The organism is Leptospira dzoumogneensis, from assembly GCF_004770895.1.
Lineage (GTDB): Bacteria > Spirochaetota > Leptospiria > Leptospirales > Leptospiraceae > Leptospira_B > Leptospira_B dzoumogneensis.
The window spans coordinates 355,169-369,983 of the sequence record NZ_RQHS01000019.1 but is presented as its reverse complement, the minus strand read 5'-3'; the positions used below and the strand labels follow the sequence as shown (position 1 = coordinate 369,983).

Annotated in this window: 14 protein-coding genes; 9 read left to right on the top strand and 5 right to left on the bottom strand. The window is 40.8% G+C overall.

All coding sequences use genetic code 11. From position 1 onward, the window contains the following. The first annotated feature begins 74 nt into the window (after positions 1-74). From EHR06_RS15320 to EHR06_RS15295, 6 genes are read left to right on the top strand one after another with little or no spacing between them, the layout of a single operon-like run. Positions 75-971 carry a fructosamine kinase family protein gene (locus EHR06_RS15320; RefSeq protein WP_135758070.1) on the top strand — a complete coding sequence of 299 codons (897 nt, stop codon included), beginning with the start codon at positions 75-77 and terminating at the stop codon, positions 969-971. Positions 972-1,031: 60 nt separating this feature from the next. Beyond that, a complete protein-coding gene (locus EHR06_RS15315) occupies positions 1,032-1,727 on the top strand; it encodes a TetR/AcrR family transcriptional regulator (protein WP_425269504.1) in 696 nt (231 codons plus the stop codon). Then, positions 1,724-2,386 carry a rhomboid family intramembrane serine protease gene (locus EHR06_RS15310; protein ID WP_135757795.1) on the top strand — a complete coding sequence of 221 codons (663 nt, stop codon included), beginning with the start codon at positions 1,724-1,726 and terminating at the stop codon, positions 2,384-2,386. Before EHR06_RS15315 ends, EHR06_RS15310 begins: the two co-directional genes overlap by 4 nt. Continuing rightward, positions 2,387-3,910: an alcohol dehydrogenase catalytic domain-containing protein gene (locus EHR06_RS15305; protein WP_135757794.1), complete on the top strand. Its 1,524-nt coding sequence runs from the start codon at positions 2,387-2,389 to the stop codon at positions 3,908-3,910. It begins immediately after the preceding gene. Between the two features lie 50 nt (positions 3,911-3,960). Continuing rightward, a complete protein-coding gene (locus tag EHR06_RS15300) occupies positions 3,961-4,428 on the top strand; it encodes an NUDIX hydrolase (RefSeq protein ID WP_135757793.1) in 468 nt (155 codons plus the stop codon). Next, positions 4,425-5,465 (top strand): hypothetical protein, encoded by a 1,041-nt coding sequence (locus EHR06_RS15295; RefSeq protein ID WP_135757792.1) that lies wholly within the window; start codon positions 4,425-4,427, stop codon positions 5,463-5,465. Before EHR06_RS15300 ends, EHR06_RS15295 begins: the two co-directional genes overlap by 4 nt. 1 nt (position 5,466) lies before the next feature. On the opposite strand, the gene EHR06_RS15290 is transcribed toward EHR06_RS15295, so the two are convergent. Together EHR06_RS15290 and EHR06_RS15285 are read right to left on the bottom strand one after the other, a co-directional pair. After that, positions 5,467-6,567, bottom strand: a complete 1,101-nt coding sequence (locus EHR06_RS15290; RefSeq protein WP_135757791.1) for a hypothetical protein — start codon at positions 6,565-6,567, stop codon at positions 5,467-5,469. A 23-nt stretch (positions 6,568-6,590) separates the two neighbouring features. Next, positions 6,591-7,214 carry a hypothetical protein gene (locus EHR06_RS15285; RefSeq protein ID WP_135757790.1) on the bottom strand — a complete coding sequence of 208 codons (624 nt, stop codon included), beginning with the start codon at positions 7,212-7,214 and terminating at the stop codon, positions 6,591-6,593. A 40-nt stretch (positions 7,215-7,254) separates the two neighbouring features. Here EHR06_RS15285 and prfA point away from each other — a divergent pair, with 40 nt between their 5' ends. Beyond that, positions 7,255-8,319 carry a peptide chain release factor 1 gene (prfA, locus tag EHR06_RS15280; RefSeq protein WP_100704773.1) on the top strand — a complete coding sequence of 355 codons (1,065 nt, stop codon included), beginning with the start codon at positions 7,255-7,257 and terminating at the stop codon, positions 8,317-8,319. A 77-nt stretch (positions 8,320-8,396) separates the two neighbouring features. Beyond that, positions 8,397-9,899 carry an aminotransferase class I/II-fold pyridoxal phosphate-dependent enzyme gene (locus EHR06_RS15275; protein WP_135757789.1) on the top strand — a complete coding sequence of 501 codons (1,503 nt, stop codon included), beginning with the start codon at positions 8,397-8,399 and terminating at the stop codon, positions 9,897-9,899. A 44-nt stretch (positions 9,900-9,943) separates the two neighbouring features. On the opposite strand, the gene EHR06_RS15270 is transcribed toward EHR06_RS15275, so the two are convergent. Next, positions 9,944-10,837, bottom strand: a complete 894-nt coding sequence (locus EHR06_RS15270; RefSeq protein WP_135757788.1) for a hypothetical protein — start codon at positions 10,835-10,837, stop codon at positions 9,944-9,946. 165 nt (positions 10,838-11,002) lie between these two features. Here EHR06_RS15270 and EHR06_RS15265 point away from each other — a divergent pair, with 165 nt between their 5' ends. Beyond that, positions 11,003-11,932 carry an alpha/beta fold hydrolase gene (locus EHR06_RS15265; protein ID WP_244288621.1) on the top strand — a complete coding sequence of 310 codons (930 nt, stop codon included), beginning with the start codon at positions 11,003-11,005 and terminating at the stop codon, positions 11,930-11,932. A 9-nt stretch (positions 11,933-11,941) separates the two neighbouring features. On the opposite strand, the gene EHR06_RS15260 is transcribed toward EHR06_RS15265, so the two are convergent. Next, complete coding sequence (locus tag EHR06_RS15260; RefSeq protein WP_135757787.1) at positions 11,942-12,568, bottom strand: TetR/AcrR family transcriptional regulator; 627 nt, start codon at positions 12,566-12,568, stop codon at positions 11,942-11,944. A gap of 45 nt (positions 12,569-12,613) precedes the next feature. Next, the gene (locus EHR06_RS15255; RefSeq protein WP_244288620.1) at positions 12,614-14,740 is read right to left on the bottom strand and encodes an MASE1 domain-containing protein; all 2,127 of its coding nucleotides are present in this window, start codon (positions 14,738-14,740) and stop codon (positions 12,614-12,616) included. Positions 14,741-14,815: the final 75 nt, after the last annotated feature.

The window sequence follows — 14,815 nt, the reverse complement described above, 5'->3', positions numbered from 1 at the left end:
TCTTCAATCCTGAAGGTTTGATCTCCGATTTTAAATACACAGCCAGGGTCGAAGAATTAGGTAGGATGCGAATGATGGCAATCACGAATACAGGAATGGGTGACTTGATCCGAGACGGATTAGATCGCCTTGGTATTTTATCCTCCTCTAAAAGGGCGGAGATCACCCACCATTCTACCAGTTTATTCGAACTGTATAAGGCAAGGCTGCCCGACGGTTCTCAGCTTGCCATTAAGATCATTCCTAAAAAAGAAATGGCTGAGACCGAGGCGGAAGGTCTGGAACAACTTTGCAGACTTGGTGTGAGGGTCCCTGAATATCTAGGAACTGTTCATTTAGGAAAAGTTTCTCTTCTCGCTATGGAATTTGTACAAACAGGTTCTTCTGCAGGGTTCAGAGAAGATCTGATTGCCAGTTTAAAAAATTTATACAAAAACGAATTCGGTTCCTGGGGTTGGAAGAAGGATAACTTTATAGGTTCTCTCAACCAAGCCAACGGATGGTTTTCTTCCTTCAGAGAGTTTTATTGGGAAAGAAGATTAAAACCCCAGATAGAACTTGCACAAACCAGAAAACTTCTGACGGACAAAGACCTATCAGCGATCCGTGGGATCTTCGATAAGTTTTCAGAAGATTGGGGATTGGATCATGTAAAACCTAGAATGGTACATGGAGATCTTTGGTCAGGGAATGTTTTACAAGGTAAGAATGGATTTGCGTATTTGATAGATCCGTCCGTGGCTTATTCTCATCCGGAACAAGATCTTGCAATGTTACAATTATTCGGAAGTCCTTTAAATCTGGAAGAGATGCAGGATATTTTAGCCACTGCAGGTCTGGATGATCCGGGCAATTTGAAGGATAGGATCCAATTCTGGCAGTTGTATCCGGTGCTTGTTCATATCAATCTATTCGGAGCTTCTTACCTGACTAGTCTCCGGCATATTCTTCGCTATTATGGCGTGAAATAGTTTTCTTGATAGAATCCAAGTTTTCTGTTCTTTAGTAAGAAACCGACTCAGAACCGGGGAATGTCTTTGCCCAAAATAGCAAAAAAGAAAACGCCAATATCCTCTAAACAAAAAGAGAAAAACTCTAAGTTAAATCTGAGAAAATCACCTTCTCAAAAAAGAGCTATAGAGAGGGTTCAATATATCCTGGATATAGTTGCCGATCTTTTGGATGAAGTCGGAACAGAAGGTCTCACTACAAATCTGATCGCGCAAAGAGCAGAGATACCGATCGGTTCCTTATACCAATATTTTCCGAATAAACATGCTATCTTAAAAGCTGTTGGGCAAAGGCATTTGGAAAGAGTAAATTCAATGATCCTGAATTTTCTGGATACTTCTCCAAATAAAACGGAGTGGGAAAATTTAGTAGATAAACTCATAGATGCGTTCGCTCAACTTTATAAATCCGAGCCTGGGTTTATACCTATGTGGTCGAATAAAAACCTAGATCCTGAGCTTGTTAGCATTGATAGAGAGAATAACAGAGCAATCGCCAATTTTATCGCGGAGTTATTTTTCGGAGTCATTCCTTGGATGAAGAAAAAAGAGGAAATGATGGTCATGTCCAGGATCATGGTAGAAGTATCCGATTCCGTTCTAAGCCGTTGGCTCAGAGAAAGACAGGACAGCGCGCTCGCAGATGGGATCTTACAAGAACTGAAAACAATGCTTAAAGCTTATATGAATTATTATATCCAGAGAGGGTCTAAATGAAGGCCTTTCTATTCGAATTTCCTCTCACTGCTTTTATCGTAGGACTCATAACTATTTCTCAGATCTTTCTTACCGTATTCGTTCCGGAAGAAATCGTAAATACGTTCTTCATCAGTCGTCCCGGAGAATTCTATCCTTGGAAATGGATCGGAATGGTTTTCTTACATGCGGACTTCACTCACTTATTTTGGAATATGATCTTTCTATTTTTTTTAGGAAGGATTGTAGAATATAAAGTTGGCCAAACAAAATGGCTTCTTTTCTTTTTTATGGGAGCACTTGTTTCAGGCGGTTTGGATTCTTTTGTAAGAGGAATGATCTTGGGTGAAAACCAACCTGCAATCGGTGCTTCGGGTGCAGTGTCCGGACTCGCTGCAGTTGCCGCTTTACTTTCTCCTTTTTCCATTAGAGTCAGAAAGAGAAGTTACCCTTTTCCTGTTTTCGCAGTTGCCTGGCTTATGGTATATTCTGATATCACCAATTTATTTTCCAGAGACCAAGTGGCACATTGGGCTCATTTAGGCGGATTTATCTCCGTGGTATTCACCGCATATTTTTTGAATAATAAGATCAAACGAGAACTGCATACTGGTTTTGCATTAAACTTGGTATTCGTAGTTTTACTTTTGATCCTGGGATTTTTTGTCGGGGCGAGATAATTGATAGAAGTTCGATTTACTGCTTACGAATACAACTCCAACGATTCTTTCTCCAATTCAGTCTATGAGATGAAAGGTTCGGAAGAATCCGGCTGGCAGATACTTCGAAATTCTTCTCCTTATTTAGAACTCGGAAAAGGGTATAGACTTCTTAAAACGGAACTTTGCGGGATATGTTCCACAGATTTAGATCGCAGATTTTTACCTTTTCCACTTCCTCAGATCATAGGTCACGAGGTGGTTGCTTCCGATTATCTCACAGGAAAAAAATACGTATTAGAAATCAATGATACAGTTATTTCCAGGGGAGAAGAGGCCGATCCTTTTTGCCAAGTTGGAATTCCAACACATAGTCCTACCAGAATGGTACTTGGAATAGATCGTCTTCCCGGAGGATTTGGTCCTTATATTCTCGCACCAAAAGGAAACTTAGTAGAGACCAAACAGCTAGAAGATATGGAAGCAGTTCTATTAGAACCATTTGCTGCATCTTTGCATGGTGTAGAAGTTTCTCTTCGCAGGGCAGGAGCCGAAATCAAAAAGATCGCAGTCTTGGGTCCTAGACGTTTAGGTTCCTTAGTGATCGCTGCTTTGGATCTATATAGAAAGAGAAATAGTCTAAACTACGAAATTGTTTCTTTTATCCGTCATGAAAACTTAGCTGATCTATCTTTGAAAATGGGCACAGATCGGGTCTTATACTTTTCCAATCTGGGAGAAGCAGGAGTAAAAGAAGGTCTTTTATTTGAAAAGAATGCAGGAGTTCCAACAACCGCATCTTGGTCCGATTACAAACATTCTTTCGATCTAGTATTCGATACTACAGGTTCCATTTCCGGGTTAGAAACTAGCATTCATCTTACCCAAAAAGAAATTCATAGAAAAACTACAAATGGTCAGGCATCTCTTGGAATTAAGCATCTCACAGAGTTGGTGGTGGATGAGATTTCTGTTACAAATCTCAGATCCGATTTTTTAGATCTGATTTGGGGGATTGAGGCTTCTTCTCCTGCTTGGGTTTTCATTTCTTCTTCCGCTTCCTTAAACAAAGAAGAAAAGGAACTGCTAAATGATCTGGAAAAGAAAGATAAAATCCGGATCTTTACCGGTTCGATCGAAGAAGGGAATCAATTCTTAGAGTCTGAAAAGTTTACCGGCACTCTTCCTAGATTCGATTTGGCAATTGTAGATTCTTCTTCCGAACTAGATTTAGTGATCCGTCCGGACGCAAAGGAAGAAAAATCCTTAGTTCGACCAAGAGGTTTTATTTTGATCTCTAAGTCTTCAGGGAAAGAATCCAATTTGTTTTTAGATTGGATTTCAGGCGGCGGAATTTTGAGCACAAGTAGATGTGGGGACTTTGTTCGAACCAGGGAGCTTCTGGCATCCGAACCTGGATTTTTAAAATCCGTTTCTGAAAACTTGATCAGTAAAGAATTTGATTCCGGATCCATACCGGAAGCGTATACGGACGCAAGAAAACCGGAGAATATAAAAGTGGTTGTCAGGCATAAAGCTTCCTGAGCGAGTATTTAGTGACTCGCTTCCTAAAGGTCGCTGAAAGGGATAAAACTTTGAGCAAACACGGTTTTTTTCAAATCACACAAAAGGTTTTTTTGAGAAAAGGAAAGGAACTTCTCATTCTTAGAGACCGCAAATCCGGATTCGGAGATCTTCCCGGCGGAAGAATGAACGAAGACGAATTTTACGGAGATTGGCTGGAAAGTTTATCCAGAGAGTTAAAAGAAGAAATGGGAGAAGCTTGCGAGATCAAGATCCACCCTCGACCGATCCTAATCCATAAACATAGAGTCAGTGATGGAAATCATCCATGTGTGATCGTTGCTTATCATGGAGAATTTGTATCAGGCGAGATTACCCTCTCCGACGAGCATGATTATATTTCCTGGGTCGACGCTGCCACTTACGATCCTAAACCTTTATTTTTCGAATATATGTTGGATGCTCTGCAATTGTACCAAAAGGAATATGTTCCTCTCATTCCTGACGGCAAATTAGATCCTAAAGGTTGGCTAGCATGAGCCCATTCGTAAGGAATGCACTCGCATCTTTGGTTCTTGTTCCGATTTTTGCATTTATCGGATGGCTTCTCTCCGGAGTTTCTTTAAGCGAAGAAGAGTTCCAAAAAAGGATCTCTAAAAAAGAAACCAAATCCGTTTCTTTGGGCTGGGACAGAAGGTCCGGAAATTTACTCATAGTTCAGTTGGAATTCAAACCTGAATATTTTACTAGAGAAGACAGATTCAGAGCCTGGTTAGAAGAGCCTCTTGCTCTTGCAAAGGAAAAAGGCTGGCTGCAAAACTCAACGATCGTTGTATTTCCTCCTGAGATAGGAAATTACTTTTTCCTAATGGATTCCAGAAAGGAACTTTTGGATTTTGAGAATATCGACTCTGCTTGGAACTGGGCCGTATTTTTCCAAAGGATCTCCATTAAAAACTTCTCCCATGTATTGAATGGAGAAGCGGTATCTTTCGAGATCGCTCAAGATTCTAAAGAAAGATACGAAAGGATCTTCGGTGATATAGCAAAGATGTACGGAGTTTCTATCTTAGCAGGATCGATTTGCCTACCTTCTCCTGAAGTGAAAGAGGGAAAACTTTCTATTAAACCGGGAGAATGGCAAGAAAGAGCTTACATATTCGACTCATCCGGAAAGTTTCTAGAAGGTTCTTTGCTTAGAACTTCTACTCAAAAACCAGAAGTCGCACAGGTTGCGGCCTCCGAAAAAGAAATTCTCCCGGAAGTATGGGTGGCAAATTTACCTTCCGGCAGATTAGGGATCTTATTCACAGAAGATCTAAAATCTTCTCAAATGGAAGAGATCGTTAAGAAAACTTACGTAAGCAAATTGATCGGACTTGGTTCTCAAGAAGACGAAGGCAAGTTTAGAGAGTGGATCAAAAATTCTTCTTTTGAATCCAGCGGACAAGTCCAGTTTTCCGGCAAAGGGTACAACCAAGAATTTCCGGCAAAAAGTTTCGCAAAGACACGTTATGGTTCCCCTGAGCCGATCGAAGGCCAAAAGGGAAACCTGATCATCAATATCTTTTTCTGAACTATTTGTCTCTGGCTTCTTCGTACAATTTGAGAATTCTCCAATCTTCTTCCGGAAAATCCAAGCCGGTTAGGTATAATCCGCCTTTTTCGTTCTCACAAAGGACCTTGTTCTGATCTACGAGCCAGATCCTTTCACAAAGTAAAGGTAAGACCTGGCTTTTGCGAGAAGGTCCCCAAAGATGGACTTTGCCGGAATAGTTGGAAACGAATTCGTTTTTACCAGGAAGTTTCCAAGGATTGATCTCTTTTCTGCTGATCGTAAATAGTTTACTGCTGGAAGGTTTGCCTTTTCCGAGTTGCAACCTTCTTAAATGAAGCCTGCCTATGGAACCTCCCAAATAGTATGCGGAGTCTCCTGTACCATAATAGATCAACGGACTGATAACTTCTTGGTCTATTTTCTCCACTGATTTTTTATCAGGTTGGAAATAGTATAAATAATAAGATCCTGCGTTTCCGGAGAAGAGTAAGAAATCTTTTCCGATCGGATATAAAAAGAATCTGGCTTTGAGTCCCGTAAAAGGAGGAGTGATCTTTTCTTTAGAGACGATCAACTTAGGAGTCCTAGGCTCTACTGTTTTTTCCTCATAGAGCTGATTATCTACGAAGTAGTAAATTTTAGAACCGTCGTCCGAGATCCCGCCTCTATTCCTACAAGAGATCTGAGCGCCTGATTCATATAGAAGATCATTATTTTTTAATGAAATAGCGAATAATCGGCAGCCGTTTGTCATCGGATATTCCGCCAATGCAAAGTTAGCGTTTAAGGAAACCGCAAGAGATGCAGGAACCTCGTCCAAACTTTTGGAACCGTTGGATCCATCGCTTGTATCTCTCCAAACTAGTTTGCTATCTTCTAGATAGACTAGTCTTTTTCTGTCGTAAGATAATTCGACTATCCTAGGAGTTTCCGGTTTTTCGGAAGAAAGAATATCGTCGTCTGATTTCGGTTTTACTAGATAGTCTTTTAAGAGACCGGAAGCCTTTTCATAATTCTGCTCTTCTAGTAGTTCTTGGATCTCTTCTATTAAACTTTCCTGTTTACTTTTACAATTCCAGGAAAGAAAAACCAGCAATAAGAAAGATAAAACTTTGATCATTCGATGGAACTTAGATTTTGAATTCAGGCAGTTTCCTCAGCCCAAGGCTCGTCCGATTGGACGCTGATAATATCTTTGGAAAATAATTTCTGGGCTCTGGACGCTACATTGCGAGTTTCCAAAAAGGAATATCCCCCGGAGAGTAAGGACCCGAAAATCGGGAGCCAAAATCCGTTTTTAGGTTTTGTAAACTTCTTCCCTTTAATCAATCCCTTTGCGATCTGATAGGTTGCTTCTTGCAAAAGATTCCAAGCCATCGGCCGGATCAAAACCCTTGCGCCGGCATCTTTCAGAACATTTCTGAAGAATGAGGTCTTATCCTTGAATAAACAATAAGCCATAAGTTCCGAAGTCACCTGATGCTCTTTTCCATATAAAGCGGCGATGTCTTTTACCAATTTACCTTGGAGCCTTAAGACTAAAATAATTTCGGGAGCCAATGTAACAAGTCCCAAACGTCCTTGGGGAAGGGCAAGTGCCGCACTTGCAGCTCCGGTTTGGAGAGAAGATTTTTGGGTTAACTCTTGGATGAGCTCATCCGGCGATCCTATGGTCTTAGCATAGGGGCTGCGATAGGAATGAAGACCGGATAAAAGATTCAGTATCTGATCGGAAACTGCTGAAAGAATCGAATTGTAGTTTTCCATGTAGAGGAGTAAGGTACCAAGGCAATGGGATACGGTTTCTATGTTAGACAGACTAGAAAAAATACAACAAAAATACCTCAAAATATCGGACGAACTCACAACCGCGTCCAATCCGGATGATTTAAAACGACTTTATAAGGAACGTTCCCGACTCACGCCCTTATTCGATAAAATTACCGAATACCAAAAATTAATTCAGAACAAAAAAGACGCCGAAGAACTTTTAAAAACCGAAAAAGACGGGGATATGCGCTCCATGTACGAAGAAGAGCGCAAAGAAGCGGAAGAAAGGATAGAAAGTTTGGAGAAGGAGTTGGAAATCCTACTTCTTCCTCCGGATCCTAATTCCGGCAAAAATATACTACTCGAGATAAGAGCAGGAACGGGCGGAGAAGAAGCAGGACTATTTGTTTCCGACCTGTTTAGAATGTACACCAAATACGCGGACAAACAAGGCATCCGTCATGAGATCATAGATTCTTCTCCCACCGGAATAGGCGGATTAAAGGAGATCATCTTCGCGATGGAAAATGATAAGGCTTACGATCTTTTTAAATTCGAAGCGGGAACTCATAGAGTACAAAGAATTCCTGCAACTGAATCCGGAGGAAGGATCCACACAAGCGCTGTTACGGTTGCGGTTTTACCAGAAGCGGAAGAATCAGAGATCAATATAAATGAAAATGATCTGAGAGTGGATGTGTATCGTTCTTCCGGATCCGGCGGTCAGCACGTTAACACCACTGACTCTGCAGTTCGTATCACTCATATTCCGACCGGGATCGCAGTTGCTTGTCAGGATGAAAAGTCCCAACACAAGAATAAAGCAAAAGCGATGAGGATCTTGAGCGCCAGGATATTGGAAAAGCAGGCGGAAGAAAAGAAAGCCGCAGCTGATGCTCTAAAAAAACAGATGGTCGGTTCAGGAGACAGATCCGAAAGAATACGAACTTATAATTTTCCTCAAGGAAGATGTACGGATCATAGGATCGGATTTACTAGTCATAATCTTTCTGCTATAATGGAAGGAGATTTGGACGACCTGATCAACGCCTTAACGGAAGAAGACAGAGTCAAGCGCCTCGCAAATTCACAGGCAAATTAGAACCGTTTTAGACTTCTGTTCGTCCAACCGAATAAAGTTGATGTTTCTGCCTAAAATTTTGCGATGGTAATCAGAGTATGATACTAGAGATAGAAGAACCGCATCGTAGGATCTGCGGGGAAAGAATACCATTTGAAAACATACATGCGGTTTCCATGAGCCTTCCGGAAGTCGCCGACGTAATCGGATACGAAGAAAAAAGAACCGAAACTCTTTCCAGACTCAAGGCAGGATATCCCCGCTTTGTTGCTCATGCTTATATAGAAAAAATCTTAGATTATAATAGAGAGACCAAGGGAGTAGACGGGCCTCAGTTTATCGTAAACTCCCGCAAAGCCGCAGACCATATCGTTTCATTTTTCCAGGTAGAAGGCGCAAGAATTATAGAAGACGAAGGGATCATCACCTTAACCATTCCTCCTCATAAAGAAAACGAATCCAAAATATTATCTTTTATCCAGCATACTGGATGTTTATTATCTTCTCGTAAGGCGGAAGATTACTTATTTAAAAAAGGACTTATCGATTCCATCTATCAGGAAGGATCCAGAAAAGAAAAACCGTACGAACGTGTAGAAGGATCGTTATCCTCCTTATATCCGGGCAAAAACTTACAAGTCTATCTGGCGACTTCCGGAATGAACGCAGTCTACGCGGCTTTCAGAGCATTGGACAAGATTCGCGCAGAAGAGGGAAAAGATATTTGGCTTAGACTCGGATGGTTGTACGTAGACAATATTAGAATATTAGAAAAATATTCTAGAGGTTCTCATATATTCCACGATGTAGTCGATCTAAAAGAACTGGAAGAATTCCTTTCTAAAGAAGGCCATAGAGTAGCCGCAATCCTTACCGAATCCCCGACCAATCCTCTCATCCAAGTACCTGATTACCCTGAACTTAAAAAACTTTTGGAAAAATACGGAATTCCATTGGTAGCGGATATATCCGTGGCAGGTTCCGCAGTTGTGGATCTCTCTCCTTATGCGGATGTGATCGTGGAAAGTTTAACCAAATTCGCGTCCGGACATGCGGATGTGATGATGGGAGCATTATTTCTGAATCCTTCTTCTCCGTACTTTGAAAGATTAAAAAAAGATTCCACTGAGTTTATAGAAACTCCTTATATCAGAGACTGCGAACGTATGTCCTTCGAGTTAGAAGGTTATATAGAGAGGGTCAAAGAGATCGGAAGGAATGCTGCGATACTTGCGAACTTCTTTTCGAATCATCCTAAGATCAAAGCCGTCCATTGGAGCGGCTCCGAAGAAAATCATGGGAATTTTTCTAAGATCGCAAGAGATAAGGACCTTCATTGTGGAGTGATCACGATCGAACCTGGAGTTCCTCTGGAACCATTTTACAATTCCTTAAGATTATTAAAAGGACCAAGTTTCGGAACCGAATTCACTTTGAACATGTTGTACATGTATTTAGCTCATTATGAGTTAGTTTCCACAGAAGCAGGAAGAGGATTTTTAAAAGAAGTTGGACTGGATCCAAGTCTGATCCGAATTTCTATCGGCCGAGAAAATCCGGATCTTCTAATCGCAGAATACAAAAAAGCTCTGGGAGATTAACTCTCCAGAGCCAAAAATTTGAACGGTTCTAAAGAAGGCGATTCTTAAGCCGCAGAACGAACACTTTGTAGTTTGCTGCCGGTTTTAGATTCTGATTGTAAAACACTCTTATAAAAGATCTGAAATAATCCAAATTTAGAAATTCCTAAAGTATAAATTACTAGAACGGAAGCAATTGTTCCTAGTATCCAGCCCAATTGGTGAATGATCACACTGGAAATAATCGCAAACCCTAACGCACCCACAAACACAGTCGCCAAGAACGCGATGGTAGAAGAAAAAGCGGATGGAGATTTTTTAACTGAAAATTCTCCGGAGCCGCCCAATTCCCAACCTTCTTTTTCGATCTTTAGAAGAGAAACGATCAGTACTGGAATTAAGATCACGCCCATTACATACAATGTGATTGCAACATCGGATATTAACCAGTTGGCTGCAGTTCCCCAGGTCCACGTTTGGAATTGCTCCACAGACTCTGAAAAAAATCTTTTATAACCTGTTCCATCCCATCCATGTACTAGGATGAAGAACATTCCGAAATAACCCGCGGGAACTTGCAGGTAAGCCAAGAAATTTTTTCCAGCTTCTAACAATTTCCAAACTACCCAAAAGCCCAAGATCCCTTGGGAAATATTCGTTAAACCGAATAAAGCCACAAGCCAACCAGGCATTGTCTTATCGCCGGCGTGCATTGTTTCCCAGCTAGTAAATTGCCAAACCAGGTACAGACCGGACGGAGCGAATAATAAACCTAAATAAAGAAGATTGGAGATGAAGTAGGTATTCTTCCAAAATGGGACCTTCTTCTCTTCTTTTTTGATGGAAGGAATAGAACCTGCTATGGTCTCACCTGCCTGCAATTTTTTTATTTGGCGAGCCGCGGCCATTGCATAACCGGCTCCCAGGCCATAGGCCCAAAAAACATCCACTTGAACCATTGGATTCTAACTCCTCACCTTGATTAAATATAAGAATGACATGTCATTCAGTTTTTGTCAATAGGGGAAACCGAAAATTTCAAAGAAAAACATGTTTTACTTTGAGGCCGGAATGACGTATCTGTCATTCCGATTGGATGGGAATTTTCATTAAATAGGGAAATTATGAAAAGAACAGCAATAAGCTTAATGTTACTTCTCATCGTTCTACTTGATTGTAGAGCTTTAGGGATCGGCTCCGATCCCTTAGAGGATTTGAAAACGAAGTATACGAACTCAGAGTCGAAGTTCGCTCCGATCGGGGATCTGAATATCCATTATAGGGACGAGGGCCAAGGTCCTGTAATCATACTGCTGCATGGGGTATGTTCTTCTTTACATACTTGGGATTCATGGGCGGAGCTATTAAAATCCCGTTATAGAGTGATCCGTATCGATCTTCCCGGTCACGGTCTTACGGGCCCTCCTGAAGATCTGGAAAAGTTAAATTTGGAAGAAGGTGTAGAAGTACTAAACCGATTCCTGAATTATTTAAAAGTGGATTCTTTCTATTTGGTCGGAAATTCCATGGGTGGTTATATCTCCTGGAATTATGCATTAAAATATCCTAATAAAGTTCAAAAGCTGGTATTGATAGATGCTGCCGGTTACGCGCAGCCTATGCCTCCTATGATCGCTTTAGGAAGTAATCCTATCGTAAGTCCGTTTGCGCGTCATATGCTTCCTAGTTTTATGGTGGAAAAAAGTGTGGATGAGGTTTACGGAGATCCTTCCAAGATCACTCCTGAGATCAAAACAAGATATGTGGATCTTTCCAGAAGAGAAGGGAACAGACAGGCCTATAATTATTTTTTCAGGACTGCCAGGGAGAAGTTTACCGATCCTAAAATTTCAGCAGGGATCAAGTCGGTAAAAACTCCTACATTGGTCATGTGGGGAAAAGAAGATCATTGGTTAAAATTGGAATACGCACAGAACTGGACTAAGGATCTTCAGAATTCTAAGTTTATCACTTATGAAGGCGCGGGTCATATTCCTATGGAAGAAATTCCGGATATCACTGCAAAAGATCTAGTGCAGTTCCTTACTTTATAGAGGTAGAGTTTAACGTTTGCCCATTCCTTCCAACATAAGGGTGGGCATTTCTTCCAGCCAACGTTTTGCAAATTTGGAATCTACCTTAGAAGACAGATTGATACGTATGCCTTCGAACATCATTGCGTTGACTGCTTGGGATGCGATACGGGTATCCAATTCTTTTCTTAAAAATCCTTTTTTCACACCGTTCTTCAGATACAACTCTGTGAGCCTGGCGCTTTTATCTATTCCTAACTGCACCTTTCTTTTTACGGTCTCGTCCAAGGCCATTGCTTCGAAAAAAACGATCTTTGCCTGTCTTGGGTCCTTACTGAAAAGTTGAAATAGTTCCAAGCCTATATTTTTGATTTGGTTCCTGTATTCTTCTATCGTGTTTGATTTTTCAGGACTTTCTTTACGAACCACTTCTAATAATCCTAGAAGGATGCGATCCACTAATGCATGTAAGATATCTAATTTATTTTTAAAATAACGGTAACAGGTCCCATGACCTATATTTAATTTTCCGGCTATGTCCGCGATCCCTGCCTCATGGTATCCTTTTTCGGAGAATACATCCAGCGCTGCTTCCAGGATTTGTTCTCTTCTTGCTTCTGCCCTGTTGGCGATCGGACTAGGAGGCTTTGTTCTCATGTTCTACTTACTCCGATTTGGAGAACTAGTTCGCAAGGAATTTTCCTAATTTGGAAGTTCAAAACGGATTTGGAAACTGGCTCCATGATCTTTGGAACTGGAAAAATCCAATTTTCCCTTTAGTTGTTTGGTTAGTACTTGGACCAAGGTTAGCCCGAAAGAATGAGTTGCGATCGGATTCAACTCGTTGGGTAAACCGACCCCATTGTCTGAAACTTCTAAAATTACTAGATTCTCTTTTTTCTGAAGTCTGACTTGGATCTTTGGTCTTTCATCTGAAGGAGAAAAATTATGGGGGAACGCATATTTGAAAGAATTTGTGAGTAATTCATTCAACGCAAGTCCGAGCGGAATTGCAATGCTGATCTCTAAATGGATAGGATTAGATATCACATCCACTCTCGTTTCCGCTCCGATCTTATAAGCGGACCTGATCTTCTCCGCAAGCCTTTTGGAATATCCTGAAAATTCCACATTTCCCAGATCGTTGGATTGGTACAACTCATCGTGGATGAGCGCCATAGTTTGTATCCTGTTTTGGCTTTCGGTAAATGCCTCGTGGATCTTAGGATCGTTTTCGTATTCTGACTGAAGATTGAATAAACTGGAAATCACCTGCAGATTGTTTTTTACTCTGTGATGGATTTCCTTCAGCATCACTTCCTTTTCTTTTAAGGAAGATTTTAACTGTCTCTCCGCCTGTTTTTTATCGGTGATCTCTGTAACCGTTATAATAGTGGAAGAGAATGTGTCTTCGAACTCCGGCGCCAAAGACCAGCGAATGGATGCCTCAAATTGTTTTCCGTTGCAGGTGGATAATGTGGTTTCTGTATGAAGTACTCTTGCTCCATAACGGATTCTGGTCAGGAGTTTTTTGAAATAATGATCGTTTCCTTTTCTGAAAAAATTTCGGGCTAGGAATAGGACTTCTTCCTTTGAACTTGCTTCGAATAATCGAACTGATTCTTTATTCGCATCTATTACATTTACCGTTTCATAACATTCTGAAACGAATTTGGGATTCATCTTCAGGAATTTAGCGAATTCCTTTTGGGACATCTCGGGCAATTCGCCCATCATTCTTCTTACTTCCGAGTAATCACATTCTAAAATTGCGATTGGAATATTCTCGAATAAACCCTTATAAATTGCTTCACTTGCTCCTAAAAATCGATAAGAACGATCCAGTTCTTGGGTCCTTTCCGCAACTAGATCTTCTAATCTTTTATGAGAGTGGTAGATTTCCTCTTGTGCATCTACTCTTTCACGTATTACTGATAAGGCGAGAAGAGAAGCAATCGAGATCGCAGAAAGAAAACTTTGTAATAGAAGAAGAGAAACTTCTTTAGAAGCGGGGAAATTATAAGAATGTCCTTGGGCGGTCCCTAAGATTGCCACGATAGAAGCGATGATGAGAACAAGAGAAGATTCTCTTCCTCCGAATTTGAGAGAAACAAGTGCGATGACTACGATCAGAAGATAAGAAAGCGGGAAATATGCAGGAACTTCATTGATACTAAAGAAGTAAAAGATCCCTCCACCTAATAAAATTAAGAAGGAGACAAGCCCTGCACTTTCTTTCCAAGAATGGACTTGGAATCTTGCGACTCCCGGGCCCAACCAACTTAAGAAAAACGGAAAGTATACGAATACTCCTAATGAATCTCCCATCCACCAAATGATCCATGTAGAAAAAAGTTTTTCTAGATCTAAAATTCCTAAAAATAAAAGTCCGAAACAAGCGATAGTTGCTGCGATGATACAGACTAATGTTTCTATCCAAAGAAATCTAAGAACGAAGGATGTTTTCTTAGTAAGATCCAATTCCGGAATAAACTTTTTGTATAAATAAGCTCCGGTGAAAGATTGTAGGGTGCTTCCGAATGCGATGAGCAATGCTGCCCCGAAATAAATACTTAGATCTTGTCCCGGAAGATTCTCATGTCGGATCTGACAATTGTATAAAAAGGAACCTGCAAATATCCCGAAGAAAGAAATTCTTCCGAATAATAAAGGAGTGACCAGTCCCCAACCGGATGCGGGCCAGATCGGAGAAGCGTAATCCGAAAAAGTCCCGAAGGATTCTCCGAATTTTCCTAAAAGAAAATAAACGGAAGCTACCAGAAGAAATTTCGCGGCAGTTTGGACGAATTTTAGGGATCGAGATAACATTAATCTTGGAATCTTATTCATTTCGCTTTTAGGATTCGGAAGATCCTGAGAATAAGGTTTTAAGACCTTTTCCAA